The organism is Paenarthrobacter sp. NPDC058040 (assembly GCF_042885775.1).
Lineage (GTDB): Bacteria > Actinomycetota > Actinomycetes > Actinomycetales > Micrococcaceae > Arthrobacter.
The window spans coordinates 14,664-41,163 of the sequence record NZ_JBHVRN010000019.1 but is presented as its reverse complement, the minus strand read 5'-3'; the positions used below and the strand labels follow the sequence as shown (position 1 = coordinate 41,163).

Here is a 26,500-nt window from a genome sequence, read left to right as displayed (position 1 = left end):
ATGCCTCATCACGGCAACGAAGCAGAGCACTCTGAAGGCAACGAGCAGCGCAAGCCGGTGATCCGGGACAACCGCAAGGTTGACCCGGAGACCGGTGCGGCCCGCCACCCTGAAGGCGAAGCTGGCGCTCCCACCGACGGCGACGCCCTCTCCCAGGCTGAGGAAATCCTCAACGGCGTAGAGGTTCCGGCTGAAGAGTCGGTAGCCCCCGGTGCCGCGGCAGAAGCCCAGGCAGCGGAGCTCCGCAACGACCTCCTTCGCCTGCAGGCTGAGTACGTCAACTACCGCAAGCGCGTCGAACGCGACCGCGCCGTAGCGGGGGAGATGGCCGTCATCGGCGTCCTGAACTCCCTGCTCCCGGTGCTGGACGACGTCGACGCCGCACGCCAGCACGGTGACCTCGAAGACGGCCCCTTCGCCGCCATCGCCACCAAGCTGGAGAACGCGCTGAAGACGTACGGGCTGGAACGCATCGCGGAAACGGGCGTCGAATTCGACCCCACCATCCACGAGGCACTCATCCAGCAGCCTGGCGAGGACATCGAGGTTGACACGGTCAGCCAGGTGCTGCGCTCCGGATACCGCTCAGGCGAGCGTGTCCTGCGGGCAGCCCAAGTGATCGTCGCGGTTCCCGCTTAGTACCCCTTCGAGATGGCAGTTCGTGACAGTGTTTGAGTGAAACATTGTCATGAACTGCCATCTCGTTCCCACAACGAAAGGAAACGCTCTTGGCCAGCCAGGACTGGGTTGAAAAGGATTTTTACGCGATCCTTGGTGTCGCCAAGGACGCCTCCGACGCGGATATCAAGAAGGCTTACCGCAAGCTCGCCCGGCAGTATCACCCTGATACCAATGCGGGGGATGCAGCCGCGGAGAAGAAGTTCAAGGACATCTCCGAGGCTTACTCGGTGTTGTCGAGCCCCGAGGACCGGCAGCAGTACGACGCCATCCGCGCCATGGGCGGTGCCCGGTTCGCTCCGGGCGCCGGTGGCCGTGGCGGCGCTGGGGCCAACGGTGGGTTCGAGGACCTGTTTGGTGGCCTCTTCGGCGGCGGAGCAGGTGCACGCCAGCCGCAGGGCGGTGGGATCCCGCCGGAGTTCGCCGACCTGTTCGGTGGCGGATTCGGTGGTGGCGGCCAGACCGGCTTCCAGCGGGCCCCGCAGAAGGGTTCGGACCGCACGGCCACCACGTCCATCTCTTTCGCCGGTTCCATCAAGGGCACCACGGTGAGCCTGCGCGAGAGCAACGGCAACGTGATCGACGTGAAGATTCCCGCCGGCATCAAGGACGGCCAGAAGGTCCGTCAGCGCGGCAAAGGCAACGTTGGCCCGGCAGGCAACGGCGACCTCATCATCACGGTGAGCGTGAAGCCCCACGATTTCTTCCAGCGCGACGGCGACAACATCCGCATCCACGTGCCTGTCACGTTCGACGAGGCAGCGCTCGGCGCCACGATTGAAGTACCAACGCTCGACGGCGATACGGTCAAGTTGCGCGTACCGGCGGGCACACCCGCAGGCCGCACTTTGCGTGTGAAGGGCCGGGGCGTGAAGACGTCCAAGGCGACCGGCGACCTGCTGGTGACCATCGACGTCGCGGTTCCCCAAAACCTGAGCAAGGAAGCGGAGGAGGCCGTGAAGGCATTTGCTGCTGCCACCTCCGACGCCAACCCGCGTCGCGACCTGGCCGCGAAGGCCCGGTTGTAAGGAGATGGTCATGGCCATCGACGTCAACCAGCCGATCTTCGTCATCTCCGTCGCTGCGGAGCTTGCCGACATGCATCCGCAGACGTTGCGCCAGTACGACCGCCTGGGCATCGTCTCGCCCAGCCGTGCTCCGGGAAAGTCCCGCCGATATTCGCAGAACGATGTGGACAAGCTGCGGGAAGTGCAGCGCCTCTCGCAGTCGGGCGTCTCCCTGGAAGGCATCAAGCGCATCCTGGACCTTGAGAACCAGGTGGCGGCGCTCCAATACCGAGTGGCTGAACTCACTGAGGAACTTTCGCGACGCCGTGCGCCCGTGGACGCTCGGATCTTCGCGGCGGGGGCAGCCGGCGACGTCGTGAGCCTTGCCCGTGGCCAGCGCCCGCGCGCCCGGTCCCAAGCCGTCGTCGTATGGCGACCGCGGCCGGGAGAGGGCCAGCGCTAGCGGCCAGAAACTAGGCCGACCTGTCCCACCTGACCACTACCTTTGCTGCGCCCTCTTCCGTGCGTTCAACCTCAGTGATGATCTGGGATTCGGACGCGCCCATGTCCCGGATCTGCTGCTTGTAGTCCTCGATGTGCTCCAAGAGGGACTCTTCGGTCCATTCGCCCGGCCGCATGCGGGTAGAGATTTCCACCGGCTCAGTCGGGACCACCAGGTCCTGCGGCTGGGCATCATCCGCCGGCAACGGTCGCTTTTCAGGTTCTCCTTCCGGGGCAAACATGCGCCAGGCGAAGGCGCCGCCGGCAATGCCCGCGAGCAGTCCCATGACGACCAGCCAAGCCGTGCGGCCGCGTCGTGGCGACGGTTTCAGAGTCGGCCTGTTCGGGATTTTTGCAGATCGTCGTGCCATGGGAAGAATCGCCTTCCAGTTGGTTGTCCGTACGTCATGCTGTGGGGAGTCCCTTCCCTAGCTTGTCACAGTGTCGCGGTGACGGAAGGGCGGGCCTGTGGCTAGCGCCCCGGAATCGACAGATAATAAAGGCATGGCACGGCAAGCAGGGCACGTGCTTCAGGGTGGAATGTAAGCGCCGGTGGCGTTGAATGGGGATGGATTCCGGTGTCGTTGTCCGATGAAGAGCGCAGGAGCCTCGAGGAGTTGGAGCGTGGCCTCGCTGCAACTGACCCGGACTTGGACCTTCAGCTCAGGTCCGGTCGACTGCGGGGCACGGGGGCCCGCATAGTCTTGGGTGGTTTGGCCGTCCTTGCCGGCTTCGCGCTGGTCATCACGGGAATCATCACCCAGATCCTCATTGTGGGCGTGGCTGGGTTCCTCATTGCCGGTGGCGGCGCGTATCTGCTCCTGGGCAGATTGGTGCTCAGGAGGCGCGCCCGCCGAAATGACAACGGGCCAGCCCAGGGTATCTAGTTCACTCCACCGGCGGAACAGGGTTGAAGGGAACTTTGTCCATGTTCGTGGCGTCCTGGTCCGGCGAGGCCGGGCCCGGACGGACGGAGCCACCCGAAGCGGAGCCTGCGGGAACAGGAGCTGGCTCATCCTGCGGCACCATCATCCGCCACGCCAGGGCGGCTCCAACGCATAGGCCGACCGCCGCGATCAAAGCCACCCAGCCAGCCCCACCGGACCTGCTTCCGGGCTTGCTGCGCCGGAGGGCCCGGGTTGCCCGCTTCACTGCCGTCTCGGCCGCACGCCTGGCCCGCTTGGCGGTCTTGCGGTTCCCGGTCAGCGTCATCATCACGCCGTGCACCACGGAGGGCACGTCGGCGTGGTTGATCCGGGCCAGCGCCCAGTCCACCACTGCGTCAGTTTGGGCAGCCGTACCCTCCGCCGCATGCTTAACCCACTCAGCGGCGAGGTCCTGGACTGCGGGAACAATTGACTTGGCTGTGTACACGATGAACCCCTCACGGAGTAGATGGCCCCGTGTGCCAGCCTACGCCCCGCCCACTGTCACGAACAGGTCGGACGGCAAGCCTCAGTTGCGGACCACCGAGGCCAGCTCCACGGGGTTGTCCAAACCTGCCCACGAGCCATGCAGGGCGAGTTCGGCGTGCAGCTCCGGCGCGGCAGCGGTGTTGGCGGAAGCATCGGCGGCGGGGTCCACAACGCGGTTAACCTTCAACCGCAGCGCTCCCGCATCGATGATCGTGACGCCGCTGCCCGATACCGGCGCCGAAGCGCTCAACGCGGGCAGGTCGCCATCGAGCTTTCCACTGCCTTTGACGGTCACGGTGCTGGGGCGCGGTTCGGACTCGCCGTCAACCAGCAGGGCTGCTTCGGGCTGGCCGGTGAGGATCGCGGTGGCGAGGGCCTTGACGTAGACGGGGTCTCCGCAGGCGTCGTAGACCCACCGCTTACCCAGGACCGAGTGGTCCATGGTGCCGATGAGCCACTCGTTGGCGCCACCGAGTTCGTGTCCTCGGTAGCTCAGGGGAACCTGGTAGACGCGTTCGCCTGCGGCAACTACGTGGGTTTCGATGCCCACCTCGCCGGCAGGGTCATCAAAGCGGTAGGCACCGATGAGCTCCGGTTCGCCGTCCTGGATGAACCACGGCTGCGTGGGCAGGTATTCAGCGATGAGTTCAAGCTTGGTGGGGGACAGGGTTGCTTTGTGGATGATCGCCATGTCCCCCAGCCTAGGCCAGCGCGAAGCATGGTCAGGCATCGTGTCACGTCGCACCAACCGTGCAACTGGCTGCCTGAAACGCCCTTTACAATCGAAGGGACGCCGACCATTGAGGGAATCATGAAGAAACTCACCACCGTCCTGATCGCTGCCGGGCTGCTTGCCTCGGCTTCCGCTTGTTCAGCACCGCAGCTGACCACGGCACAGACCTGCGACAGAATGACGGCCGCCGTATCAGGACTCGGCCAGGACACGAACAAGACGGCAGCCAACCGAGTGGCCAACGCCATCCGTCCCCTTGAGGGCGTGGCCTCCGACGATATGAAGCCTGTAGTGACCTCCGTCTTGGACTACCTCGACGAACAAGCCAAGGAAAACCCGGATGAGGCCAAGCTCGGGGACCTCACCAAGTCCTTCCAGGAAGCCGGCAGCAAGTACGGCCAGCTCTGCCGCGGCGCCCAGTAGCACCCACCCCCTTCGGACGCTCTCTCACCTAACACCCCTTAAACGCGATCGCTCTCTCTTCAAGTGAGAGAGCGATCGGCTGAAGGGGGCGTTTGGTGAGAGAGCGTTTTACTTTTCGGTGGGGCCAAGGTCAGGTCCGACGGCGAAACTTACCTCGCGCGTCGCGCTTCCGTGCAGTTCCAGGATGGCGAGCTCGTTGGCACCTTCCCGGATCAGTGGGCCGGGGACGTAGAGGGTCCGTTGGGGTCCGCGGCTCCAGTAGCGGCCCAGGTTGAAGCCGTTGATGAACGCGTTGCCCTTGGTCCATCCGTCGAGGCGGAGGAAACGGTCGCCAGGACCGTCAGCCTCAAAAGTGCCGAAGGAGATGGACGGGCCCGCAACAGCTGGGCCATCCAAGGGCACAGCGGCAGCGCGGAACCCGTCCAGGGATGCCAGGTCCATGGCGCCGATCTCCCAATCAAGCACCTCGCTGCCATCCAACAAGGCAGGTCCAATCAGCCCCTTTGCTTCGCCGATCCGCTGGCCGTAGTTCACCCGCCCCTGGTCCTCGAGCAGCACCCTTAGCCGGCCGCCGCCAGGAATCACCACGGAGCGTTCGCCCAGTTCGCGGCTCAACACACCAAGGGGAATGTCATTGAGGAAGAACTGCGCCCGGTCACGGATCCCGGCGAACGTCAGCACTCCTCCGTGTTCCAGTGAAACCTCGTACGTGTAGAGCCCGCGGTACTGGCCGGTGACTTCGACCGGCGGAACAGGACCGGCCACAGCTAACAACGCAACCGGGGTCAGGGGAGCCGTACGGTCCATCGTGACCACGGAGGCCTCCAGCGAAGGCCGCCCGGCAGGGACTTCCGTAGGCACTGGGAAATGCTTCGCAATGACATCCCGGAACGCAAAATACTTCTCCGTCGGATGACCGTCTTCGGACAGCGGAGCATCGTAATCGTACGACGTGATGGTCGGCTCGTAGATGCCTTTGTCATTCGCCCCGTTGGTGAATCCGAAGTTGGTGCCGCCGTGGAACATATAGACGTTCACCGACGCCCCCGCGGCAAGCAGCGCATCAAGTTCGGCGGCGGCAGCACCGGCGTCGGTGGTGTGGTGGTGGGTGCCCCAGTTGTCGAACCAGCCGTTCCAGAACTCGGCGCACATCAGGGGCCCGGTGGGCTGGCGTTCCCGCAGAAAGGCGAGCCGCTCAACAGAACGCGAGCCAAACGTCCCGGTCTTGTGCAGCTCCGGCAGTGATCCGTCCTCGATCATCGTCCCGAACGGCTGGTCGCAGGTGAACAGGGGAACGTCCACACCGGAACGCTTCGCCACATCAACCAAGTGCTGCAGGTACGCCTTGTCCTTCCCGTAGGCGCCGTACTCGTTCTCGATCTGCAGCAGGATCACCGGCCCGCCGCGTGTGATCTGCCGCGGCTCCACGAGGGCCAACACCGACTCCAGGAAGCCGGTCACGGCTGCGAGGTACCCGGGCTCGCTGCTCCGGACACCAACGGAGGGGTCCGTGAACAGCCACGCGGGCAGTCCGCCGTTGTCCCACTCGGCGCAAATGTAGGGGCCGGGCCGGACGATGGCACGCATGCCCTCGGCCGCCACCAGGTCCAGGAACCGGCCGAGGTCCAACCCGCCATCGGCAACAAAAGAACCACGATGAGGGGCGTGTTCATTCCACGGCACGTAGGTCTCGATGGTGTTGAGCCCCATGAGCCGTGCCTTGTGGATCCGGTCCGCCCACAGGTCCGGGTGTACCCGGAAGTAGTGGATGGCACCGGAGAGAATGCGGAAAGGTTCGTCGTCCAGGAGGAAGTCCCGATCGCCGATTGCGAAGGTGTACACGTAGGTCCTCAGGAAGCCAGGGGGGTGCGGAGCACGGAGTGGAATGCGTACGAGGCGTTGCTCCAGATCACGAAGAGCAGCGGCGCCGGCGCGAGCGCGATGCCCAGGACAGGCTGCAAGACGGCCGCGGACACGATGATGCCCAGGAGCACCAGCATCGCCAGGCTCAGGTACCAGCGCTGCACCACCAGGAACAGTGCGGCCTTGAGGACGCTTTTCAGCCTCGCCTCGGGCAGAAGTACGACGCCGGCAATCGCCGTCACGGTCAGGCTCACCGTCACGGCGGCTACTACGACAATGAGCGGCACCAACAGCGCGGCGCCCGGAAGGGACTGGATGATGACCAGGTCCACGCCGAGGAACAGCAGCAGGGCCACGGCACCCAGGCCGAGCGGTGCGACCTTCGTGAAACTGCGTTTGTACCCGGAAAGGAAGGCGGCAAACGGCGTGACCGCGCCGCCGTCGTCGTTCAGGGACCGGAAGGCCGCGAAGACGCCGGCGAGCGATGGCGCAATGGTGACCGAGAGTGCAAGGAAGAACGACCAGCCCGCCGCCGGGTCTGCCACCAAAGCGAGGCAGAGCACCAGCGGCGCGTTGGCCACCGCGAGGAGGACGTTCCCGGCCAGGAAGGTGTAGACGAAACCGAAGATGCTGCCGAAGGTTTCGAAACCCGGCCCTGTCCAGCGTCGCTTCCGCGGCGATCCCACAGCACTCATCCCTTCATTCCGCTGGTCGCGATGCCCTGGATGAAATAGCGCTGGCCGATCAGGAAGATGATCAGGATCGGGATCACGGAAATCACCGAGCCGGTCATGATCATGGCATACTCGGCGTCGAACTGGCCCACGAAGGATCGCAGGCCCAGCTGGACAGTCCAGAGGCGGTTGGACGTGAGATAGATGAACGGACCCATGTAGTCGTTCCACGTGTTCACGAACGTGAGCAAGGCCAGGCTGGCCAGCGCCGGCTTGGACAACGGCAGGATCACGCGGGCCCAAATCCCGTACTCGCTGAGGCCGTCGATGCGGGCGGCTTCGCAGAGTTCGTCCGGGATGGTCATGTAGTACTGGCGCATCAGGAACACCCCGAACGCGCCGAACGCCTGCAGGAGGATCAACGCATTGAAGCTGTTGGTCAGTCCCAGCTGCTGCATCATGATGTACTGCGGCACCATGTAGGCCTGCCACGGGACGGCGATGGTGCCGATGTAGGCCAGGAACAGCACGTCGCGGCCCGGGAAACGGACCTTCGAGAACCCGTAGGCGGCCAGCGAGCCCGTGAGCACCTGGAGGCACGTGATGATCACGGCAAGGTACAGCGAGTTCTGCAGGTAGCCCATCATGGGGATGCGGGTCCAGATGTCCGTGTAATTGCTCCACACAAACTCGGTGGGGATCCACTGGATGGGAACCGAGAGGACCTGGTTGTTCTCCTTCAGCGAGGAGGAGATCATCCAGATGAACGGCACCATGAGCGCCACCACCAGCACCACGAGGACGCCGTAGATGACCACGTTGGTGGTCCGCTTCTTCTGTTCGCGCGGGGACCGCTTGCGGACAGTCCGACGGCGGTCTTCCGCGGCGGGTGCCAGGCCCGACCCGGCGAACTGTGCCTCGGCCTTGAGATCTTCGGCCATGTTGGTCATCAGCGTTCCCTCCGCTGTTGGATCTTGAACTGCAGGACGGTAACCGTCAGCACGATGATGAACAGGACCAGTGAAATGGCCGAGGAGTACCCGAACTTACCTTCGCCGATGCCCTCCTGGTAGATGAGCTGGGAGAGGACCGTGGTGGATCGTCCCGGGCCACCGTTGGTCATGACCACGATCAGGTCGAACACCTTGAAGCTGGATACGGTCAGCATCACCACCACAAAGAATGTGGTGGGCCGCAGGGATGGGATGGTGACGTTCCAGAAGCGCTGCCACGCGCTGGCTCCGTCAACTTCCGCGGCTTCGTAGAGTTCAGTCGGGATGGCCTGGAGTCCGGCCAAGTACAGCACCATGTAGTAGCCCATGTCCCGCCACACGCTGGTGATGATTACTGCAGGCAGGGCCCAGTCTGAGCTGGAGGTCCAGCCCGGCGCATCGGCGATGCCGACTGCGTGGAGGAACTGGTTGATGGGGCCGTTGTCCGGGCTGAACAACATGTTCCAGACGACGGCGACAGCCACCAGGGAGGTGATGTAGGGGAAGAAGATGGCTACCCGGAAGAAGCCGATGCCCTTGAGCTTCCGGTTCAGCAGCATCGCCAAAATCAGCGCCAGGGCCATGGTCAGCGGGACGTGTCCCAGCGCGTAGACCACAGTATTGCGGAGGGCGATCCAGAAGGAGTCGGAGGCGAACATCCGTTGGAAGTTCGCCAGACCCACCCATTTGGGGGCACTGAACGACGTCCATTCCATGAAGGAAAGGGCGAAGGCCGCGAGGACGGGAATCAGGGTGAAGGCCAGGAAGCCAATGAAGTTCGGGAGGATGAACGTCCAACCGATCAGGGTGTTGCGCCTGGCCTGCTTCCTGTTGCCCCGGCCGGCAACAGCCGGGGCAACGGGCTTGGAGATTGTTTCTGCACTCATTGAGGAGCCTTACTGGCCGAGGACTTCGCTTTTGACGCGCTTGCCCATTTCAGCAATTCCATCCGTGACGGAGCGCTCGCCCACCATGATGAGCTCGTGCTCCTGGTTGAGGACCTTGTCCGTCGCTGCGGACTTGTCACTGACCGGCATTTCCAAGGCGGTGGTGTCCGGGGTGAAGGCCTTCTTGGAGAGTTCGTCCGTGGGCATGCCGTCAAGTTTGAAGTACGCGTCCTTCACGGCGTCGTTCTGCAGGGCAGGGACCACTCCGATCTTGGAGATGGCCTTGGCGCCTTCTTCACCGGCGGCCCATTCGATGAACTTTTTAGCCTCGTCGGAGTGCACTGCGTTCTTGTTCACGGCGAAAGCCGTGGGTGAACCGAACGTGGTGACCTTGCCGTCGTCGTTCTTCTGCGGCATGGGAGCCAAGCCCCAGTTGACGTTGGTCTTGCCGTCCTTCTTGGCCTGCAGGATGCCTGCGACATACCAGGTGCCCATGGGCATCATGGCGGCCTGGCCGGTTTCGAACATGGTGCGGTAGCTGGTCTTCTGGCTCTTGGCAGTGCCGAAGTCCAGGGTTGCGCCGCTCTTCTGCAGGTCCAGGGCGGTGTTGTACTGGTCCTCGAAGTAGCCGTAGTCGCCGCTGTTCTGGTCCTTGCCGTTCTGGGCCGCGGAGATGGCCTCCACTACCGAGCGCCAGATGTGGTGGTACGTGCCGTAGACCTTCTTGCCGTTGGCCTCGGTGGTGAGTTTCTTGGCCAAGGCCGTGTACTCGTCCCAGGTCAGGTCCTGGGGATCCTCCACGCCTGCCGCCTTGAACAGGTCCTTGTTGTAGTAAAGGAGCCAGAAGTCCTGTCGGTAGGGGGCGGCGTAGTACTTGCCGTTGACATCGAAGGCGTCGATGCCCGCGAGCTTGTCCTTGCCCACCTTGTCCACTACGTTGCCGATCTCCTGCAGCTGGCCGTTGCTGGCATAGCGGGAGTAGTCGATGACGTTCTTCATGGTGAGGACGTCCGTGGTGTCCCCGCCGGCCAGCATGGTGGTGACCTTCTGGGGGTAATCGTCGGCAAGGATGTCCACGGGTTCAATGTCGATGTTCGGGTTGGCCGCCTCGTAGCCGTCGAACAGTGCCTTGAACTCCGGGGTTCCCTCGTAGTTCCAGACGGAGACGGTCAGTTTGGTTTTCCCGTTTGCCGCCGGTTGGTCGGCGGGGCCCGCTGCGCCTGAGCAGCCGGCGAGTCCAAGCCCTGCGGTCACCGCGAGGGCGATCGCGGCGAGGGTTGTGCGCTTCATTGCGTTCTCCTTAGTACTGGGTTTAAGTCTGCCGCACTTGCGGCGGTTTGCTTCCGTGGACTTAGGCGCTCAGGCCCAGGTCCGCGTGTACCACTTGGGCCAGAAGGTCCTTGCCGGCGAGGTACCGTTCAAGGTCGTCCAGGGCGGCGTCGGACATCCTCCGGGTTTCGGTTCCGAGGGAGCCGGCGATGTGCGGGGTGATGATCACGTTGGGCAGGTCATACAGGATCGAGCCGGCGGGGAGCGGTTCGGGTTCGGTGACGTCCAGCAGGGCGGTGATTCGACCTGTGCTGCATTCGGTTTCCAGCGCTGCCGTGTCCACCAGTGAACCGCGGGCCGTGTTGATGAGGGTGGCGTTGTCCTTCATGGATTGCAGTTCGCGGGTGCCGATCATGTTGCGCGTTTCCGGCAGGGCCGGCGCATGGAGGCTCACGACGTCGGACTTCCGCAGCAGTTCGTCCAACGTCACCAAGGTTCCGCCTGCCTCTGCGACTTCCAACGCATCGGCGTGGGGATCGCTGACCAGGCACGTTACGTCCTGGAGTTGCTGGACGAGGTTGACCACGCGGCGGCCGATGCGGGAGAAGCCAATGATTCCCACCACGCGGCCGATGTTGCCGAGTTCGCCCCGGGCCGTGACGTAATCCCAGTCGTCCCGGAACGTGCGGGCATCGTTGGAAAGAACGTGTGCTTTCTTGCCCGCGAGCACGATCGAAGCGAATGTGAACTCCGCCACCGGGATTGCGTTGGCGTCAGCTCCGTTGGTGACGGTGATGCCACGGTCCCACAGCGCCTCGCTCACGAAGCTGCGAACTGTCCCTGCACAGTGGAAGACTGCCCTGAGCTTGGGCATGCGTTCCAGGCGCTCGGCGTTCAGGCGGGGTACACCCCAACTTGTGAGGAGGATTTCCACCTCTTCCAGACGACCCGCGAGTTCGGGTGCATCCAAGGAATCCGTCCACAGCTGCCCGCCGAGATCCACCATTTCCGCCAGCCGCTCCAGTCGTGCGGAATCGAACTGGTCAGCGAAGGTTCCGCTATTCATGACCAGCAGTGCCTGGGGCTTGAGCGACATTCAGGGACCCTCCCTTCGATTTTCGGCCGGCCTGTTCGACCGGTTATTTATGTGTTGCATCACATCTAATAATCAGTACATACTCATGAACAAGACAGTTCATTCAACTCAATCGAGCTTGATCTAAAACGATCACATTCGAACATCTGAGAGAAGAATCCCATGGCAACACCCGTTGGCAGCGTCGCCGTTGACGCCCAGCCTTTGCGAGCCGCGTGGGGCGTTGCAGCGTCGGTCCCCGCGCTGCTCTCCTCGCTCCGCGGCTGCCGCGCCCGGCTCACCATCCGTCCAGCGTCCGTCGCCGGATGGCAGCCCTCCGCTGCACGTCCCCTGATGGACTTGCGCGCCCAGGCTGAAGCGGAGAAGGGCAGCCCCTGGCCCCAGCCGATGGTCTCCCACTACGCCCGTTACTTCCGCGACGGAAACCGCACGGCCTACGAGGGACTCGTGGTGGCCCGGCAGCAGCGGCTGACGCGCGCCGTCGTGATGGCTGCCATGCCTGGTCCCGACGCCGGAGCTGGTTCCGACGCCGGCGCTGGCCCCGACGCCGGCGAGGCTTGGCTCGACGAGGTGATCGACGGCGCATTCCTCCTCTGCGAGCAAAGCTCCTGGAGCTGGGCAGCGCACGACGACGTGTTCGAGCGTTCAGGCGAGGTGGTTCCTGACCGCTTGCGCCCGTACCTGGATCTCGGTGCCGGGGAGGTGGTGGCTCAGCTCGCCTGGTTGGACCACGTCCTCGGGTCTCAGCTGGATGAGCGGGCGCCCGGCCTCAGGAAACGCATCCGGTTGGAAGCCCACCAGCGTGTGATCCGGCCCTTCCTGGACCGCCTGGATTGGCACTGGCTTGGCCTGCATGGGGACGTGCACAACTGGAATCCTTGGATTCATTCGAACATCATCGCTGCGGCGCTTTTGTTGGTGGACGATGCCCAACTGCAGGCGGAGGTCATAGCCCGCTGCATCGAAGGGCTGGACCGGTTCCTCGCCTCCATCCCGGCCGACGGGGCCATTGACGAAGGCTTTGCCTACTGGTGGAACGGGGCCGGCCGGGCACTGGAAGGCCTTGCCCTGTTGGAGGAAGCGAGCGGGGGTGTGCTGAGCCCGGACCTGCCGGTTGTCCGGGCCTTGGTAGCGTTCCCAAGCAGCATGCACTTGGGGGGATCGTGGTTCCTCAACGTCGCCGACGGACCCGCCCGGGCCGCCGCTTCGCTCCCGTGGGACATGCTGCACGGCTGGGCCGGGCGCCTTGGGGATTCGCAGGCCGCCGAACTCGCCGCTTCCTTCACCCGCCCCGAACCCGACCCAGCTTCCGGACTTGGCCGCGTCCTCACCCAACTGGGTCGCAATAGTGCGCGTTTTCAGGGCTCAAAACGCGCACAAATGCGACCCAGTTGGGGGACGTGGCTGCCTTCCGTCCAGATCATGGTTGCGCGCCAGGACCCTGGTTCCCTGGACGGGCTCACTCTTGCGGCAAAGGGTGGCCACAACGGCGAGCATCACAACCACCGCGACGTCGGCTCAGTAGTGGTCGCCATGGACGGCGTGCCCCTTCTGGTCGACGCCGGGCAACCCACGTACACCGCCCAAACATTCGGGCCGGACCGCTACAACATCAGGGCCATGCAGAGCGGTTGGCACAACGTCCCGGCGCCGTTCGGTTTTGAGCAAGGGACCGGCCCGGAGTTCGCGGCAACCATCCTCCAAGAGCCAACGTCCGAGGAGCCCACGCTGGCCCTCGGGCTCGGCCTTGCCTACGGACTGGGTCACGCCGAGCAGTGGATCCGCACGTCGTTGCTGAACCGGGAGGCCGGGACCGTGGTTATTGATGACCGCTGGAACCTGCCGTCGCCTCCACCTGATGGAACGCACGACGTCGACATCACCTACCTCGTAGCCGGCACCGTCCGCTTGGGCCAGGACGCGACGGCGACCATCACCCCCGAGGGCATCCCCACTGTGGCGGGTGGCCGCGGAGTCCAGTTGCGCTGGAAGCCCGCAACCGCCGTCGTACTGGTGGACGAATGGCACCTGGACGATCCGCTGCTGGGCGATATCTGGGGCGAAAAGCTAACACGGCTGCGTTTCCGCATGCCCGCCGAAACCCGCGCTTCCGGCGCATTCACCCTCACCGTGGAGGCAACATCATGAGCACTGAACCAGGCCAGGAATCCGGCGGGAAGTCGCTGTTCTCGCTGCAACGCCGGGAACGGTTGATGGACGAACTCCGGGCGCACGGAGCCATCACCGTCCGCGATATCGCCGCAAAGCTGGGCGTCAGCGAGTTGACCATCCGACGCGACGTGAACATCCTGGCCGACGAGGGCCTCGTGTCCCGCGTGCACGGTGGCGCGACTTTGCCCAGCCCGCTGGACCGCTCCACAGCCGGCCGGGCCGCAGCCCACAGCTACTCCATCGGCATGGTGGTTCCGTCCTTGGACTACTACTGGCCGCAGGTCATCAGTGGCGCCCGCGGGGAAGCGGAGGCGCAGAACCTCCGCATCCTGGTCCGCGGCTCCGCCTACGATGCCGCCGACAACCGGCGCCACGTCCAGGCCCTCCTTGACACCCAAAACATTGACGGGCTCATCGTCGCTCCGGACATGGGCGGAGAGCACGGAAAAGAACTGCTGCGCTGGCTCAACGCCCTGCCTATCCCCGTGGTCTTGGCGGAACGGCGCTCGCCTTCGGAGATTCCCGCGCACAAGCTGGAGTGGGTCGCGACGGACCACGCGTTCGGTGCGGGGATGGCTGTGCGGCACCTGTGGCAGGAAGGGCACCGGATGATCGGTTGCCTCACCGATTCCTCCAGCCCCACCAGCCCGCACGTTGTCCGTGGTTGGAAGCAAGCCATGGCCGCGCTGAAAATCCCCCTGGACAAGTCCATACACGAGGACTCGGCCAAGATGGATAACGGCGACCGGGCCAAGCACTTCGATCGCGTCCTCGAGCTGTGCAGTTCTTCCGGGACCACCGCCATGTTGGTGCACTCCGATACGCAGGCCGTGCCGTTCGTGCAGCACTGCGTGGACCGCGGCGTGGACGTGCCGGGTTCAATGGCAATCGTTGGTTATGACGACGAGGTCGCCTACCTCGCCGAACCCGCCATCTCCGCGGTGCGGCCGCCCAAGAGCTATGTAGGCAAGGTAGCGGTTCAGCTCATGGCTGCCCGGCTGGCCGAAGGAAGGATGCGGCCCGTCCACCGGATCGACCTGAACCCGGAACTGATTGTGCGGGACTCGTCGTTGGGTGCCCCGCGCGCCGTTTTGGAGGGTTCACTCTGATGGCCCTTGTCCTGCCTCCCCTGGATCACTCCCTTTCCCCGTACACCGGCCTCACCCGCGACCATTGGTGTGCCTACGCGGACCACATGCTCCGCTCTGTCCACCGTTTTGGCTCCCAGGACCACGCCAACATCTACCTGCCCGGGCCGAACAGCCGGTATGGCCGGGGGAGTGACTCTCTCGAAGCCTTCGCCCGGACGTTCCTCCTGGCTTCGTTCCGGATTGCCGGAGATCCTTCCGGCACAGGCTGGATCGCCGAGTGGTATGCGGCCGGGCTCGATGCAGGGACCAACCCCGCGAATCCCCACCGGTGGCCGACGCCAGGCGAGTTGGGGCAGGCGAAGGTGGAGGCGGCGTCGTTGGCCGTTGGCCTGGCGCTGACCCGCGACGTGCTGTGGGACAAGCTGTCGCAGCGCGTGCAGGAGCAACTCATCGCCTGGTTCGAAACCGTGATCGGCGAGGAATACCCACCCATCAACTGGGTATGGTTCCAAATTGTGGTGGAGACGTTCCTGGCGTCCGTCGGCGGACGGTACTCCGACGAGGACATTGACGCCGGGCTCGCCATCCACGATTCCCTCTACCGCGGTGGCGGCTGGTTCGCCGATGGCCCGGAGCGGGCATACGACCACTACGTGGGGTGGGCCTTCCAGGTGTACCCGCAGCTTTGGGCGTTGATGGCGCCTGACGATCCGCGCGTCGCAGCCCGCAAAAAGCTCGACGGCGACCGGCTGGCTGATTTCCTCGACGACTTTTCGTTCCTGGTAGGGGCGAACGGTGCTCCGCTGATCCAGGGCCGCAGCCTGATCTACCGGTTCGCCGCTGCGGCGTCATTCTGGGTGGGGGAGATGTCCGGGCACACACGCCTGGCTCCCGGCTTGGCGCGCCGGGCGTCCTCGGGGATGTTGGATTACTTTGCCAGCAATGGTTCCATGACGTCGGACGGGCTCTTGTCCATTGGCTTCCACGGCGAGTTCCCAGGCATGAAGCAGGCTTACTCCGGTTTCGGCTCGCCGTACTGGGCCGCCAAGGGGATGCTTGGCCTCGCCCTGCCTGCAGACCATCCGGCGTGGACTTCGGTGGAAGCCCCTTTGCCGGTGGAAGTTGCCGATACCCAGCGGCTCATCGCAGCGCCCGGATGGCAGGTTGACGGCACCCGGGCGGACGGGGTTGTCCGGATCCGGAACCACGGGACGGACCACGCTGTCCCCGGAAAAGCTTTGGCGGATTCTCCGTTGTATGCCCGGATGGGTTACTCGACGCATACGTTCCCGGACCTGACGCCGGAGTCCTTGGACAACGCCGTGGTGTTTGTTGGCCCCGGCGGCGCGCTGACGCACCGGACCGGCTTTGAGCACCTCGGCACGTACTCCGCGGATGGCATCTTGGTAGGTGCTTCGCGCTTCACGGCCAACTGGATCCAGCCCGATCCCGACGCCGGCCCGGACCACGGCAGCGGCGCTTCTGGCACGGCAACTCCCGGGCCTTCCGTGACGGTGGTCTCCGCGACTCGTGGTGCTGTTGAGTTGCGGCTGGTCCGGGTGCGTCCCGGGGGCCTGCCGGCTTCGCTGCGGATCGGTGGATGGCCGGTGGATGCGGCATCGTCCGTGGTGAGCTCGGTCCAGGCTGTGCCCGGATTCGGCAATGTCCTTGATGACTCCGGTACCTTCGTCCGCCCCGGCGTGCACCCGATGGGCTCGGAACTCACCATTCCATGGGTGGGAACCGCGGGCACTGCGCACGACGGCGACTATGCCGCCGTCGTGGTTCTTGCCGGTGCGGGAGGTGCTTCAGGGGACGCGCGCGTTCGGTACGAGGACGGGGATTTCGTGTTCCCCGACGGGAGGCGGGCTCCGGCCGATCTGCTCAACCGATTCAACGACATTCTGCTGGATCATTCCGTCCCTCACCCGGCGCCAACCTTGAACTGACGCGGTGGACGGCTGATGATTCAGGAATGATCCAGCAGAATGTTCGGCCTCGGCGCAGGTAGGCTCTCGGAATGACCCAGCCCGACCTCACAGCCCGCCTTCTTGCTGCCTACGACGAACAACTTCGCACCGACGCGGAGACCCCGAGTGCCCTCACGGTCACCGAGCACGGACCCCTTCGGTTGGTGACGTTCCTGGGTGGCCGGGGTTTCATCACGTACCGGGACTTGGGCGGGGCCGACGCAGGCGGAGTCCTCAGGCTCGTCTCGGACGCCGTGGCCTACTTCGAGGGCGATCCGGAAATCACCAAGGTGGAATGGAAGTCCCGCGGCCATGATCATGCCCCCGGACTCCACGAAGCACTCCTGGAGAACGGCTTCACCGCAGATCCGCCGGAGTCGATCATGATCGGCGAGGCTCGCGCTTTAAGCACGGACGTGCCACTTCCCGACGGCGTGACCCTGCGCCAAGTACTGAACGAACCTGACGTGCGGGCCATGAGTGCCATGCAGGACGAGGTGTTCGGCGAGCCGGTCTCGGACCAGATGGCCAACGCCCTGCTTCGCCGGCTCGCTCAGGACGAGAGCATTGAATTGTGGGTCGCAGAAGCGGAGGGCCGCATCATCAGCGCCGGCCGTCTGGAACCCGTTCCCGGCACGGACTTCGCCGGAATCTGGGGAGGTGCCACACGTTCTGAGTGGCGGGGCCGCGGGATCTACCGTGCCCTGACCGCCCGCCGGGCCCAATCAGCTTTGGCCAAGGGCAAAACGCTCATCAATAGCGACTCCACCGAGTTCTCCCGGCCGATCCTCGAACGCTCGGGCCTGGTCAAGGTATCGACGACGACGCCGTACCGCTGGGTGCGGAACTGAGGCAGGCAGCGAGGCCCTCACGGAACACGTCCCGAGGGGGCCTCGCTACAACGCCAGGGCTACTTACCCGCCGCGAAGCTGCTCACGCATTGCCCCTGGTTCGTGAAGACAGGCGAAGGGCTGGTCTTCCACCCGTCGTTCTTGCACCCTTCCTTGCCCGTGGATACGTCCACGCGGTACTCCTTCACGGTTCCGTCGGGCGCCGTCACGGTGACCACCGCCGTCGGGCTTTCCGCTGTTGCTTGCTGGACTGTCACCTTCGCGTTGGTGTCCAGCGGGTAGCCAACGACGGCGGGAGTCGCCGACGTCGTCAACGCCCGGTAAGCGGCGGTACCGGGAGCGAACCCGACCACTGATGCCTGGTTGACCAGGAGCCGGCCGAGATCGGCGAGCCCGGCTTCGGCCAAACGTGAACCGGAGATGGCAACCTCGGCAACCTTCGTGTACGAACCGGTGGTGACCAAAGAAACCCGGATGCCCCGCGTTGTCACGGGATCGAATCGGACGATCGCCGGCTGCGTGGTCGAGAGCCCGGTAATGACTCCTGCCGAGGTATCCTTCCACTCGCCCGTAGCGTTCTGGTACTGGACCTTGAGGCTTTGCGCGGCCTTCTCGGCGGAGGTGACGGTCACCGCGGAGACTGTGTAGTCGCGGGCAAGTCCGTAGGTCAGCGAGTCCCCGGTCCGGCCACCGCTGACCCAGTTGGACCAGCGGGTGGAGCTGTTGGCGTCGCACGTGTTCGTGGCGATGTACGAGCCTTCTGTATAGCTCGCGGTGACGGTGGTGGCGGCATCGTCCTTGCAGATGTTGGCTACGGGGACTCTGTCCACCACGATGACGGTCAGGGCGGCATCAAGGGACCCCGCCTTGCCCGGGACGGTTAAGGTGCCAGCGGACTGCAAGGCGGACTCGGACACCGAAGACCAATCCCATGCGACAGCCAGGGCATTGCGTGCCGGGCCGTCTGCGATTTGGCCGGGAACGGTGGGCGGAGCCGCAGCCTGCACGGCGGCAAGCGCAGATCCAATGCCAACCGTCACGGACGCCGGATCTGTCGCGATGTAGTCGCCAACTGTGACGGTCAGTACTGCCTCAAAGGTCTGGCCGTATGGATCAACGCCGGAACCGTACAACGTGACTTTCCCGGCCTTTTGCCACAGTGCTGGATCGACGGAATTCCATGTCACAGGCAGCGGCTTGCCCGGACCTGTTTTGTACACGGGCGTGACGGTGGTTGGCAGGGCGGGGGCCGTCCCAACGGGTGTGCTCGCCTCCAACGGAGCGACCCCCAGCAGCTTCAGGTCCGCGATGTCCGTGAACGCCCACGCCTGGTGCGGACTGGCCAGTGCCGTTGCCGTGGTTCCCGTGGAGGAAGCCAACCCCACTCCGGCTTGGCTGCCGGAAACCTGCAGGGCAATCGCGGCACCGGCGTTCACCAACGTCCACTGCTTACCGTTTTCCGTCGTGACCATCCACTGTGCAGAAGGAGTGGCCTTGGCCTGATCGAGTGAAAGAGCCGCAAGCGAAGCAGACCCCGTCTGGGTCCCATTCAGTACACCTCCGGTGCCCGTCAGGATGCGACCATCCGAAGCAGAGACCACCCAGCGGCGGTCATTGGCGAATTCGTCGTCCGAGCGAACGGCCTTGAAGTTCCAGATCTGCGGCGCAACACCTGCAGCATCGGTACCAAGGTCCTGGATGGACGCCGCTGCGGAACCAGCCGTCAGGTACTTCCCGCTCGCCTCACCCATGAGGTGGTATTTATGGCCGTCCTGCACCGGTGCGGCGTCGTCCGAAACCCCGCTGACGCCGTCGACGACGAACGTCACCACTGATGCGGCAGGAACCTCCAGCGTCGCGGACTTCGCGGCGGCATCGACAGCGACCGGCTCGCCGGCAACAAGTGCGTTCTTCTCGATGTCATCCAAGGGCGACTTGGTGGTGACCACGGGTGTGACTTTTGCGCCGGGCGCTATGCTGCCGAAGCGGCTGAGGTCGATGGTGACCTTTTCCGCCGTCGGAGTGTCATTGAAGTGGACCAGCGTGGCGCCGGTGCCGTCCGCGCGGAGGGCGCTGGCGGTCTTGGCGTCGTTGTTCTGGATGAGGAAGTCGCCGGGGCGGATGTAGTGCGTGAAGTTCCGGGTGGTGTTGTACTTCTGGTTGGTCAGGACCTTGCACTTGGCGGCATCCAGGGCGGCGCCGTCGTTGAGCCGGCGGTTGGAGTAGCCCTCGCGTCCGGCGTAGTTGCAGTCGAAATCGACGTAGATCGAACCCCAGCCCTTGTCACCCTTCTCCTGCTTGTACGTGTCTTCCACAGGCTGCCAGAACACCCAGGCGTTGGGTTCCAGTTCGCGGAGATCGTTGACCATGCGGCTCGCGATGCCCAGGCCGTTGGTGATGTTGGAGCGGTCCCAACCACTGGTGGAATCGCCGAGCGCCGGGTTCCCGGCCCAGAATCCGCCCACTTCGCTCATCCACAGGGGCTTGTCCGTGGCGTTGGCCAGATCGCGGACCCGCCTGCGGTCGTTGGTGCCATAGGTGTGGACGTTGAGCTGCGAAACGGCGTCCTTGGCCGCCTGGCTGTAACCGTTCCAATTGGTCATGAACTTGGTGGGGTCGGTCTCGTCCATTGCGGAGATGACGGCATCCGTGCTGCTGTTCTCCAATTCGGCCGCGAGCAGCTTGGTGACGCGGTCCTGCGCGGCCGGGTAAATCAGGGCGCCCTCCTGCTTCTGCGTGTACGTGGTGGGCGGTTTGCCCGTGGCTGCGTTGATATCCGTGCCCCAGTAGCCGGAGTTCGGCTCGTTGAACGGATCGATGGTATCCACTTTGATGCCGCTGCCAGCTTCCAGAAGTTCGACGGCGTGCCTCATGTACGCGGCGAACTTGCCTTCCGCTTCGGGCAGCAGGTTTTCGCCTTTGCTGGTGTTCACTTGGCCGGACACGTATCCGCTCTTGGTCATGAACCAGGGCGGCGAGTTGCTGAAGGCTTCCCAGTGGGTGATCTGCTGGTCTGCGGCGAGGCGCTCTACCCACCAACGCTGGTTCTGGTCTGCGTCGGGGTTGTAGGAGGCGGGGTCGTCCGGGTTCCACGCGCTCAGGAACGCGAGCTTGTTGGCTTGGGTCTTGTCAACGCTGCCGTCAGGGTTGTAAAGGTTCGACGCCGGCTGGCCGGGTTGCGCTTCAGCGGCAGGCTTCCACCATCCCTCCACAGCACTGCCGTCGTTGAGGTAATTGGCAACGTCCGATGCGTTGCCGCCGCCGACGTTGTAACGGGCGATGTTGAGGTTGAGTCCGTCCTCGCCGAAGACCTTCTGGTACAGCTCCTCCCGCAACTCAGGGGAGTAGCCCGCCGTCGCATTCGCGAACCAGACCAGGCTGGTGCCCCAACCCTCGAACGCCTCGCTGCGGCTGGCCGGATTCGGGGTGATCGTCACCGGAGTTGCGTCGGCGGCTTGGGCAGTGGGGGCTGCGGGCAGGAGCGCCAGGCTCGTGGCTGCTGTGACGGCTGCGGCCAGGGCGGCGACAGGCCTTCGGATTCGTCGAATCGGCATACGGGTACCTCGTCATCGGGGCTTGAGTGGATTGCTGCCCGGCATCCTTGGGAAGGCCGGCAAGCCGAGATTATGGGGCAGCTTGGGGTGTCACAAGGGACTCGAACGGGGTCGATCAGGGTTGGTCCGAAGTGATCCCCTTCGTTGCACTGGTTGAGGGCCTACGTGTATAGATGTATACAAGTACACCTTCTTTCTTTGGCGGCGCAATGGCAGAATCACCGGCCCGGAACACGGGAGCGAACCACGTCTACAGCGAGCTCAAGCGCCAGATCCTGAACCTTGAACTCAAGCCCGGGACTCGGATCTACGAGCCCGCGATGGCCGCAGCGCTCCAAGTCAGCCGGACACCCCTCCGCGAAGCCCTTCGCAGGCTCATCTCCGAGAGCCTCCTGGAGCAGCAGCCCACCGGGGGAGTGCTCGTGCCGCAGCTGGACGAGAACGTCATCTCCGAGCTGTACGACGTCCGGGCGGCACTGGAGTCTTTGATGGCCAGGGAAGCGTGTGCGCGAGCAACTGATGACGACGTCGAAAAGCTGCGGGGCATCCTTGAACGCAACGCGGCGATGGTCGGATTCGCGGACGAAGCCATGAAGTATGGGGTTGCCCTGCACGCCACCATCGCGGACATCGCCGGCAACTCCTGGGCCCAGCGGTTGCATGAGCAGGTGGCCAGCCACGTGGAGCGCTACAGGTACTTCACCAACAATGCACCGGAACGTCGCGACGAAGCCCTGGCCAATCATCGTCTGCTGGTTGAGGCCATCGCCGCCCGGCAGCCGGACAAAGCGGCCAAGATTGCGTTCGACCACGTCATAGGCGCACGGGACGAAACCTTGCGCGTGATCTCAGACAAAGGTCTTGACGTCGAATGATCGGTGAACTCGGACGACGCTCCTCCACCGCACTTCTCATCCACTCGGCGTTGATCCAGGCCATAACCTTCCTTGTGCGGCCAGCGGCAACATACCGTGCGTTGGAACTCGACGTGCCGCCTTTCGCCCTCGGTGTCCTTGCGGCCAGCTATGCCGTTTTTCCGTTGCTGCTCGCCCTGCCGATCGGCGGACTGGTGGACCGCCTCGGTGAGCGTCGGCTCATGGCGGCGGGGTCCGCCGTCGTGCTTCTATGCTCTACGTTCCTGCTGCTCTGGGGATCATCCGTTGCGGCACTGATCGCCGGCACTGCGCTGCTGGGCGCCGGCCAGTTGGCCTGCGTTGTGGGTCAGCAAGCCGTGGTGGCGAACAATGCCGTTTCCTCGCGTCTCGACTCGGCATTCGGGTATCTGACGTTCGCCGCATCCCTTGGGCAGGCGCTGGGGCCGTTGGCTATTTCATTGGTTGGCGGCGCCTCTGTTCGGCCGGATACGCAGGCGATCTTCATCCTTGCCGTAGCCATGGGGATGGCGCTGTTCGGTGCGACGTTCCTGGTGTCTTCGAAAGTGGCCGGCGGGAAGCGTTCCGCCCGAGGTACGGAAGGGCCGCGGGGCAGCGCCTTTTCACTGCTGCGGGCGCCCGGCGTGGCACGTGCCTTGGCAACCAGCGCCACGGTGTTGGCGGTAGTGGATCTGACCGTCGTTTACTTGCCGGCTCTCGGGGCCGAACGCGGCATCTCCGCAGCCACCGTGGGCCTGATGCTGACAGTGCGTGCCATCTTCTCCATGGTTTCCCGGCTCGGTTTAGGGCGGGTCTCCCGAACCTTGGGCAGATTGAAACTGCTGGTGCTGAGCCTCGCCGTGTCCACGGTTTCCTTGGCTGTGGCCGCGATTCCGATGCCTGAATGGCTGCTGTTCGTCGTCATGGCGTTCCTCGGGCTGGGACTCGGCATAGGTCAGCCGCTCACCATGTCCTGGCTTTCCGCGCAGGCACCATCGGGTCAGCGGGGGCGTGCCCTGGCGCTGCGGCTGGCCGGAAACCGCGTGGGCCAAGTGGTCCTGCCGAGTGCAATCGGCGTGGTTGCCGTGGGGCTTGGTGCGGCGGGAGTGTTCCTGGCTTCCGCAGTGGCCGTCGGCGGGACAATGCTGATGCTGCGCGGGGTTCGTTTGGACGACTGAGCCGTCACGTTTCCCCCACGTTCGTCACAACCAAGCAGGCGGATGTGAGGGGGACATCACCTTTGAACAGGGACAGGATGATTGGAGACTCTTTTGAAACCCAAACTGTTGGCGGCGGCAGTGGCTGTGATGATCGGTGGGGCGTTCGCCATGATTGCCAACCCCGTGGTGGGTGCGACGATTGGCGTCTCGGTGTTCGCCGGAGGTTTGGCGGACTTGAAGCGACGCCAGCAAGTGTCAAGCTGTGGCGACGCGGCGCCTTGACAGTTCATGCGCGCTAGGGTTCGATTGATGTAGCCCGCCTCCTGCTGGGGGGTTGGGAAGTTAAAGCCAGGATCCCCGCCGATTGACGGGACCTGGCTTTCGCGTTCTGCGCCCGATTCAGATGGTGTGCTGGCTGATATTGCCCCTGAACGCTCCGAGCCATTTAGCCTCGCCTGCTTCAGCGTCCCCAATGGCGCCAAGAACTTGGTCTGGTATCCAGAGCATTGGTTCTTCCGAGGGAAGTCGTATTTCCACTCGAAGCGTTTGAGGCATAACCCTTCGACCACGCAGCTTATCGACAAGACGCATATCGCGCGCATTGAGGGACGGAGTGCGGGACTCAAGGAACACCGACGAAACGCCCAAGGTACCGAGTTCCGAAAACAGCCTTTCCATGCACTTTGCTCTTGCCCGCTCCTGTCGCCGGGGTTCCAGCGGGGCCGCCACGACGACGATGTGAGCTGCGTCCAAGCTGCCTAAAAGATCGATGGACAGCTTCTTGGTCCGGTTGTCCATGTCTCTCCAATGCAGCTTGGGACCGCCAGTCAGGATGGCGCGCAAGTCATCACGCATGACAGCACAAGAGGATGGATCAGCCACGGCTGCGCCAAGCATGTACACGGGCTCTTTGACGCTTACAGTTCGCATGCTTTCGTCCACCCAGGCATGCAGCTCGAATGAACTCTCTGCCTGTCTATTCATTGTCACCTGGGGCCATTGCTTCGATTTCCTGGAATGAGAGCAGTCTATTACTACTGCGCAGTGAGCTCAGGCATTGAAGGCGCGGATGTAAAGCACGCAGGGACGCGACGCAAGCGCGACGGCGGCCTCCCACCTCCGGGAGACCGCCGTCGAACCTCTTATAGAACTGCCGTCATGGCGCCCCAGCCCCAACCCACAGCGAAGCGTGGCATCCAGCCACCCCTGCCGTCGCCGGGGTAGTGCCACAGGACACCTTCGGTATCGCGGGCCAGCAGGTCAGCGGTCCCATCCGGCGGGAAGTTGCTGTTGAAGTCGCCGGGACCCACGACGGCGGTCATGGAGTTCCAGCCTGAACCCACCTGGACGCGGGGGAGCCAACCGGAGGCGCCGTTGCCGGGGTAGAGCCACAGCGTTCCGGCGGTGTCTGTGGCAATCACATCGTGCGTGCCGTCGCCATTGAAGTCGCCGGGGCCAACAATCTTGTCCATGGCGTTCCAGCCGGAGCCGACTTGGACACGGGGGAGCCAACCGGAGGCGCCGTTGCCGGGGTAGAGCCACAAGACGCCGGAGGTGTCCCTGGCCAGGATGTCGTGTTTGCCGTCGCCGTTGAAGTCGCCGGGTCCGAGGATGGAGGTCATGACGTTCCAGCCCGCGCCTACTTGGATGCGTGGGTACCACTCGCCGTAGCCGTTGCCGGGATACAGCCAGAGAACGCCGGCGGAGTCGCGGGCCATTACGTCTGGCTTGCCGTCGCCGTTCAAATCGCCGGGTGCCACTAGCGAGGTCATGGCGTTCCAGCCCGAGCCAACCTGGGTCCGGGGTAAGAAGTGCCCCCCAGTGTCTCCGGCGTAGAGCCACAGGTTCCCGGCTGAGTCGCGTGCGAGCGTGTCTGCTTTGCCGTCGGAGTTGAAATCGTTCTTGGCGGGGTTCACGGTGATCGTAAACCACTTGGTGAAGGCCGAGGGACTGACTCCGTTGGTGGCGGCAATCTGAATTTTGTAGGTGCCGGCTTTGCTCGCGATACCTGACAGGACACCGGTCTGCTGGTTCAAGGAAAGGCCAGGAGGCAATGAACCTGCGTAAACAGTGAACTTCGGTGCCGGGGAGCCTTTGGCCCGGAACGTGTAGCTGTAGGCAGAACCAACCATCCCGGCTACAGGGGGCTGGCTTGCAGTGAACGTGGGAGGAGCATCTGCGCCGTCGATGACGGAAACTGTGCCCGAGCCCTGGTTGGGCACATAGGCCAACCCTGTGGCTTCGTTGACGGCGACCATCTGCGGGTACGAACCGGTGGGGATCGCCGCGGAAACCCCGGTGCTGGCGTTGAGGACTACGGCGTTGGCCTGCCATTCATTGGCTGCGTACACCTTGTTTGTCGTCTCGTTGACGCCCAGTCCCAGGAGATGATCGACATCAAAGGGGAAGCTGATGCGGGACAGTGAGTTGGTAGAGCCATCGATGACTGACAGCTCACTGCCCGTCGAGACATAGACCTTGTTGGTGGTCTTGTTGATGGCCACATCGCCCGGGGTGTTTCGGAGGGCGATGTTCACCGTAGTGTTGGTGGCCCCGTCGATAACCGTCAGGCCCGGGCCCGTGGTTCCCGACTCTCCTTCGGTGGTGACGTAGACCTTGTTGGTGCGTGGATTCACAGCTACTTGAGTGGGGAGCAAACCAACCGGGAGCTTCTCTGACGTCTTGCTAGACCCATCAATGACGTACACCGAATTGCCGTCTGGATCGACAACGTAGGCCTTGTTTGAGGTTGGGTTCACGGCGAGTTCACGCGAGTTCGTCCCCGCTGGAATCGTCGCTTTCGCTTTGGTTGTCCCGTCGATGATCTGCACGTTGTCGGCGCCAGGATCCGAGGCGAAGATCTGGTTGGTGGTCTCGTTAGTCGCCAAAGCGACTATCTGCTGACCTGTGGCAACGACGGAGGTTGCATTCGTCGCACCGTCGATCATCACGACGCTACTGCCGCCAACAGATGCGTAGATCTTGTTCGTGACCGTGTTTATGGCCAAGGCCCAAGTTCCGCCGCCCAGAGGAATGCTCGTGGCGACGTTGGTGGAACCGTCGATGACGGAGACATAGTGGCTTCCAAGGTGGGCGACATAGACCTTGTTCGTCATCGGGTTCACAACCGTTTTATCCGGTCCGCTTCCGGTAACGATGTCAGCGACGCGAACATCAGCCTGCGCCGGAACGGCAGCTACAACGAGCGCCGCCACCGTTAGGCCAGCAGTCAGGAATGCAGCGGAAAGGGCCCGTAACGAATTTCTAGAAGTTGCATGCTTCGAAAACGGCA

The 26,500-nt window shown here is 64.0% G+C and carries 24 protein-coding genes; 12 read left to right on the top strand and 12 right to left on the bottom strand.

Annotated elements, in window-relative coordinates; translation table 11 throughout:
• The 3 genes from ACFVSJ_RS21970 to ACFVSJ_RS21960 all read left to right on the top strand — a co-directional run bounded on the left by ACFVSJ_RS21970 (window position 1) and on the right by ACFVSJ_RS21960 (window position 2,148).
• A complete protein-coding gene (locus tag ACFVSJ_RS21970) occupies window positions 1–639 on the top strand; it encodes a nucleotide exchange factor GrpE (protein ID WP_387439227.1) in 639 nt (212 codons plus the stop codon).
• An 89-nt stretch (window positions 640–728) separates the two neighbouring features.
• Window positions 729–1,706 (top strand): DnaJ C-terminal domain-containing protein, encoded by a 978-nt coding sequence (locus tag ACFVSJ_RS21965; RefSeq protein ID WP_387439226.1) that lies wholly within the window; start codon window positions 729–731, stop codon window positions 1,704–1,706.
• Window positions 1,707–1,716: 10 nt separating this feature from the next.
• Window positions 1,717–2,148, top strand: coding sequence for a heat shock protein transcriptional repressor HspR (locus tag ACFVSJ_RS21960; RefSeq protein ID WP_387439224.1), 432 nt, complete (start codon window positions 1,717–1,719; stop codon window positions 2,146–2,148).
• Between the two features lie 10 nt (window positions 2,149–2,158).
• Here the strand turns inward: ACFVSJ_RS21960 and ACFVSJ_RS21955 are convergent, their stop codons facing one another.
• Entirely contained in the window at window positions 2,159–2,557 is a 399-nt protein-coding gene (locus ACFVSJ_RS21955; RefSeq protein WP_387439223.1) for a hypothetical protein, read from the bottom strand.
• 207 nt (window positions 2,558–2,764) lie between these two features.
• On the opposite strand from ACFVSJ_RS21955, the gene ACFVSJ_RS21950 reads away from it, so the two are divergent.
• Window positions 2,765–3,073: a DUF3040 domain-containing protein gene (locus ACFVSJ_RS21950; RefSeq protein WP_387439222.1), complete on the top strand. Its 309-nt coding sequence runs from the start codon at window positions 2,765–2,767 to the stop codon at window positions 3,071–3,073.
• A gap of 1 nt (window position 3,074) precedes the next feature.
• Here ACFVSJ_RS21950 and ACFVSJ_RS21945 read toward each other — a convergent pair whose 3' ends face one another.
• Window positions 3,075–3,560, bottom strand: a complete 486-nt coding sequence (locus ACFVSJ_RS21945) for a hypothetical protein (RefSeq protein WP_387439221.1) — start codon at window positions 3,558–3,560, stop codon at window positions 3,075–3,077.
• Between the two features lie 81 nt (window positions 3,561–3,641).
• Window positions 3,642–4,292, bottom strand: coding sequence for a hypothetical protein (locus tag ACFVSJ_RS21940; RefSeq protein ID WP_387439220.1), 651 nt, complete (start codon window positions 4,290–4,292; stop codon window positions 3,642–3,644).
• 120 nt (window positions 4,293–4,412) lie between these two features.
• On the opposite strand from ACFVSJ_RS21940, the gene ACFVSJ_RS21935 reads away from it, so the two are divergent.
• Complete coding sequence (locus tag ACFVSJ_RS21935; protein WP_387439219.1) at window positions 4,413–4,757, top strand: hypothetical protein; 345 nt, start codon at window positions 4,413–4,415, stop codon at window positions 4,755–4,757.
• 108 nt (window positions 4,758–4,865) lie between these two features.
• Here ACFVSJ_RS21935 and ACFVSJ_RS21930 read toward each other — a convergent pair whose 3' ends face one another.
• The 6 genes from ACFVSJ_RS21930 to ACFVSJ_RS21905 all read right to left on the bottom strand — a co-directional run bounded on the left by ACFVSJ_RS21930 (window position 4,866) and on the right by ACFVSJ_RS21905 (window position 11,538).
• Window positions 4,866–6,599 carry a beta-galactosidase family protein gene (locus ACFVSJ_RS21930; protein WP_387439218.1) on the bottom strand — a complete coding sequence of 578 codons (1,734 nt, stop codon included), beginning with the start codon at window positions 6,597–6,599 and terminating at the stop codon, window positions 4,866–4,868.
• A gap of 8 nt (window positions 6,600–6,607) precedes the next feature.
• The gene (locus ACFVSJ_RS21925; protein WP_387439217.1) at window positions 6,608–7,306 is read right to left on the bottom strand and encodes a DUF624 domain-containing protein; all 699 of its coding nucleotides are present in this window, start codon (window positions 7,304–7,306) and stop codon (window positions 6,608–6,610) included.
• Between the two features lie 5 nt (window positions 7,307–7,311).
• Window positions 7,312–8,244 (bottom strand): carbohydrate ABC transporter permease, encoded by a 933-nt coding sequence (locus ACFVSJ_RS21920; RefSeq protein ID WP_387439216.1) that lies wholly within the window; start codon window positions 8,242–8,244, stop codon window positions 7,312–7,314.
• Window positions 8,244–9,173 carry a carbohydrate ABC transporter permease gene (locus ACFVSJ_RS21915; RefSeq protein WP_387439215.1) on the bottom strand — a complete coding sequence of 310 codons (930 nt, stop codon included), beginning with the start codon at window positions 9,171–9,173 and terminating at the stop codon, window positions 8,244–8,246. The genes ACFVSJ_RS21920 and ACFVSJ_RS21915 overlap by 1 nt, the downstream gene beginning before the upstream one ends.
• A gap of 9 nt (window positions 9,174–9,182) precedes the next feature.
• Window positions 9,183–10,463, bottom strand: a complete 1,281-nt coding sequence (locus ACFVSJ_RS21910; protein WP_387439214.1) for an ABC transporter substrate-binding protein — start codon at window positions 10,461–10,463, stop codon at window positions 9,183–9,185.
• Between the two features lie 61 nt (window positions 10,464–10,524).
• Window positions 10,525–11,538, bottom strand: a complete 1,014-nt coding sequence (locus ACFVSJ_RS21905; RefSeq protein WP_387439213.1) for a hydroxyacid dehydrogenase — start codon at window positions 11,536–11,538, stop codon at window positions 10,525–10,527.
• Window positions 11,539–11,700: 162 nt separating this feature from the next.
• On the opposite strand from ACFVSJ_RS21905, the gene ACFVSJ_RS21900 reads away from it, so the two are divergent.
• The 4 genes from ACFVSJ_RS21900 to ACFVSJ_RS21885 all read left to right on the top strand — a co-directional run bounded on the left by ACFVSJ_RS21900 (window position 11,701) and on the right by ACFVSJ_RS21885 (window position 17,622).
• Window positions 11,701–13,686, top strand: coding sequence for a heparinase (locus ACFVSJ_RS21900; RefSeq protein WP_387439212.1), 1,986 nt, complete (start codon window positions 11,701–11,703; stop codon window positions 13,684–13,686).
• Window positions 13,683–14,819: a LacI family DNA-binding transcriptional regulator gene (locus ACFVSJ_RS21895; protein ID WP_387439210.1), complete on the top strand. Its 1,137-nt coding sequence runs from the start codon at window positions 13,683–13,685 to the stop codon at window positions 14,817–14,819. Before ACFVSJ_RS21900 ends, ACFVSJ_RS21895 begins: the two co-directional genes overlap by 4 nt.
• Window positions 14,819–16,750, top strand: coding sequence for a DUF2264 domain-containing protein (locus ACFVSJ_RS21890; protein ID WP_387439209.1), 1,932 nt, complete (start codon window positions 14,819–14,821; stop codon window positions 16,748–16,750). The genes ACFVSJ_RS21895 and ACFVSJ_RS21890 overlap by 1 nt, the downstream gene beginning before the upstream one ends.
• A 71-nt stretch (window positions 16,751–16,821) precedes the next feature.
• Entirely contained in the window at window positions 16,822–17,622 is an 801-nt protein-coding gene (locus tag ACFVSJ_RS21885; RefSeq protein ID WP_387439208.1) for a GNAT family N-acetyltransferase, read from the top strand.
• A gap of 59 nt (window positions 17,623–17,681) precedes the next feature.
• Here the strand turns inward: ACFVSJ_RS21885 and ACFVSJ_RS21880 are convergent, their stop codons facing one another.
• Window positions 17,682–21,176, bottom strand: coding sequence for a discoidin domain-containing protein (locus ACFVSJ_RS21880; RefSeq protein ID WP_387439206.1), 3,495 nt, complete (start codon window positions 21,174–21,176; stop codon window positions 17,682–17,684).
• Window positions 21,177–21,385: 209 nt separating this feature from the next.
• On the opposite strand from ACFVSJ_RS21880, the gene ACFVSJ_RS21875 reads away from it, so the two are divergent.
• The 3 genes from ACFVSJ_RS21875 to ACFVSJ_RS21865 all read left to right on the top strand — a co-directional run bounded on the left by ACFVSJ_RS21875 (window position 21,386) and on the right by ACFVSJ_RS21865 (window position 23,490).
• Window positions 21,386–22,051 (top strand): GntR family transcriptional regulator, encoded by a 666-nt coding sequence (locus ACFVSJ_RS21875; RefSeq protein WP_387439205.1) that lies wholly within the window; start codon window positions 21,386–21,388, stop codon window positions 22,049–22,051.
• A complete protein-coding gene (locus ACFVSJ_RS21870) occupies window positions 22,048–23,226 on the top strand; it encodes an MFS transporter (protein ID WP_387439204.1) in 1,179 nt (392 codons plus the stop codon). Before ACFVSJ_RS21875 ends, ACFVSJ_RS21870 begins: the two co-directional genes overlap by 4 nt.
• Before the next feature lie 93 nt (window positions 23,227–23,319).
• Window positions 23,320–23,490, top strand: coding sequence for a hypothetical protein (locus tag ACFVSJ_RS21865; protein ID WP_387439203.1), 171 nt, complete (start codon window positions 23,320–23,322; stop codon window positions 23,488–23,490).
• Window positions 23,491–23,607: 117 nt separating this feature from the next.
• On the opposite strand, the gene ACFVSJ_RS21860 is transcribed toward ACFVSJ_RS21865, so the two are convergent.
• Together ACFVSJ_RS21860 and ACFVSJ_RS21855 are read right to left on the bottom strand one after the other, a co-directional pair.
• The gene (locus ACFVSJ_RS21860; protein ID WP_387439202.1) at window positions 23,608–24,063 is read right to left on the bottom strand and encodes a hypothetical protein; all 456 of its coding nucleotides are present in this window, start codon (window positions 24,061–24,063) and stop codon (window positions 23,608–23,610) included.
• A gap of 287 nt (window positions 24,064–24,350) precedes the next feature.
• Complete coding sequence (locus ACFVSJ_RS21855) at window positions 24,351–26,324, bottom strand: FG-GAP-like repeat-containing protein (RefSeq protein WP_387439272.1); 1,974 nt, start codon at window positions 26,322–26,324, stop codon at window positions 24,351–24,353.
• Window positions 26,325–26,500 lie beyond the last annotated feature (176 nt).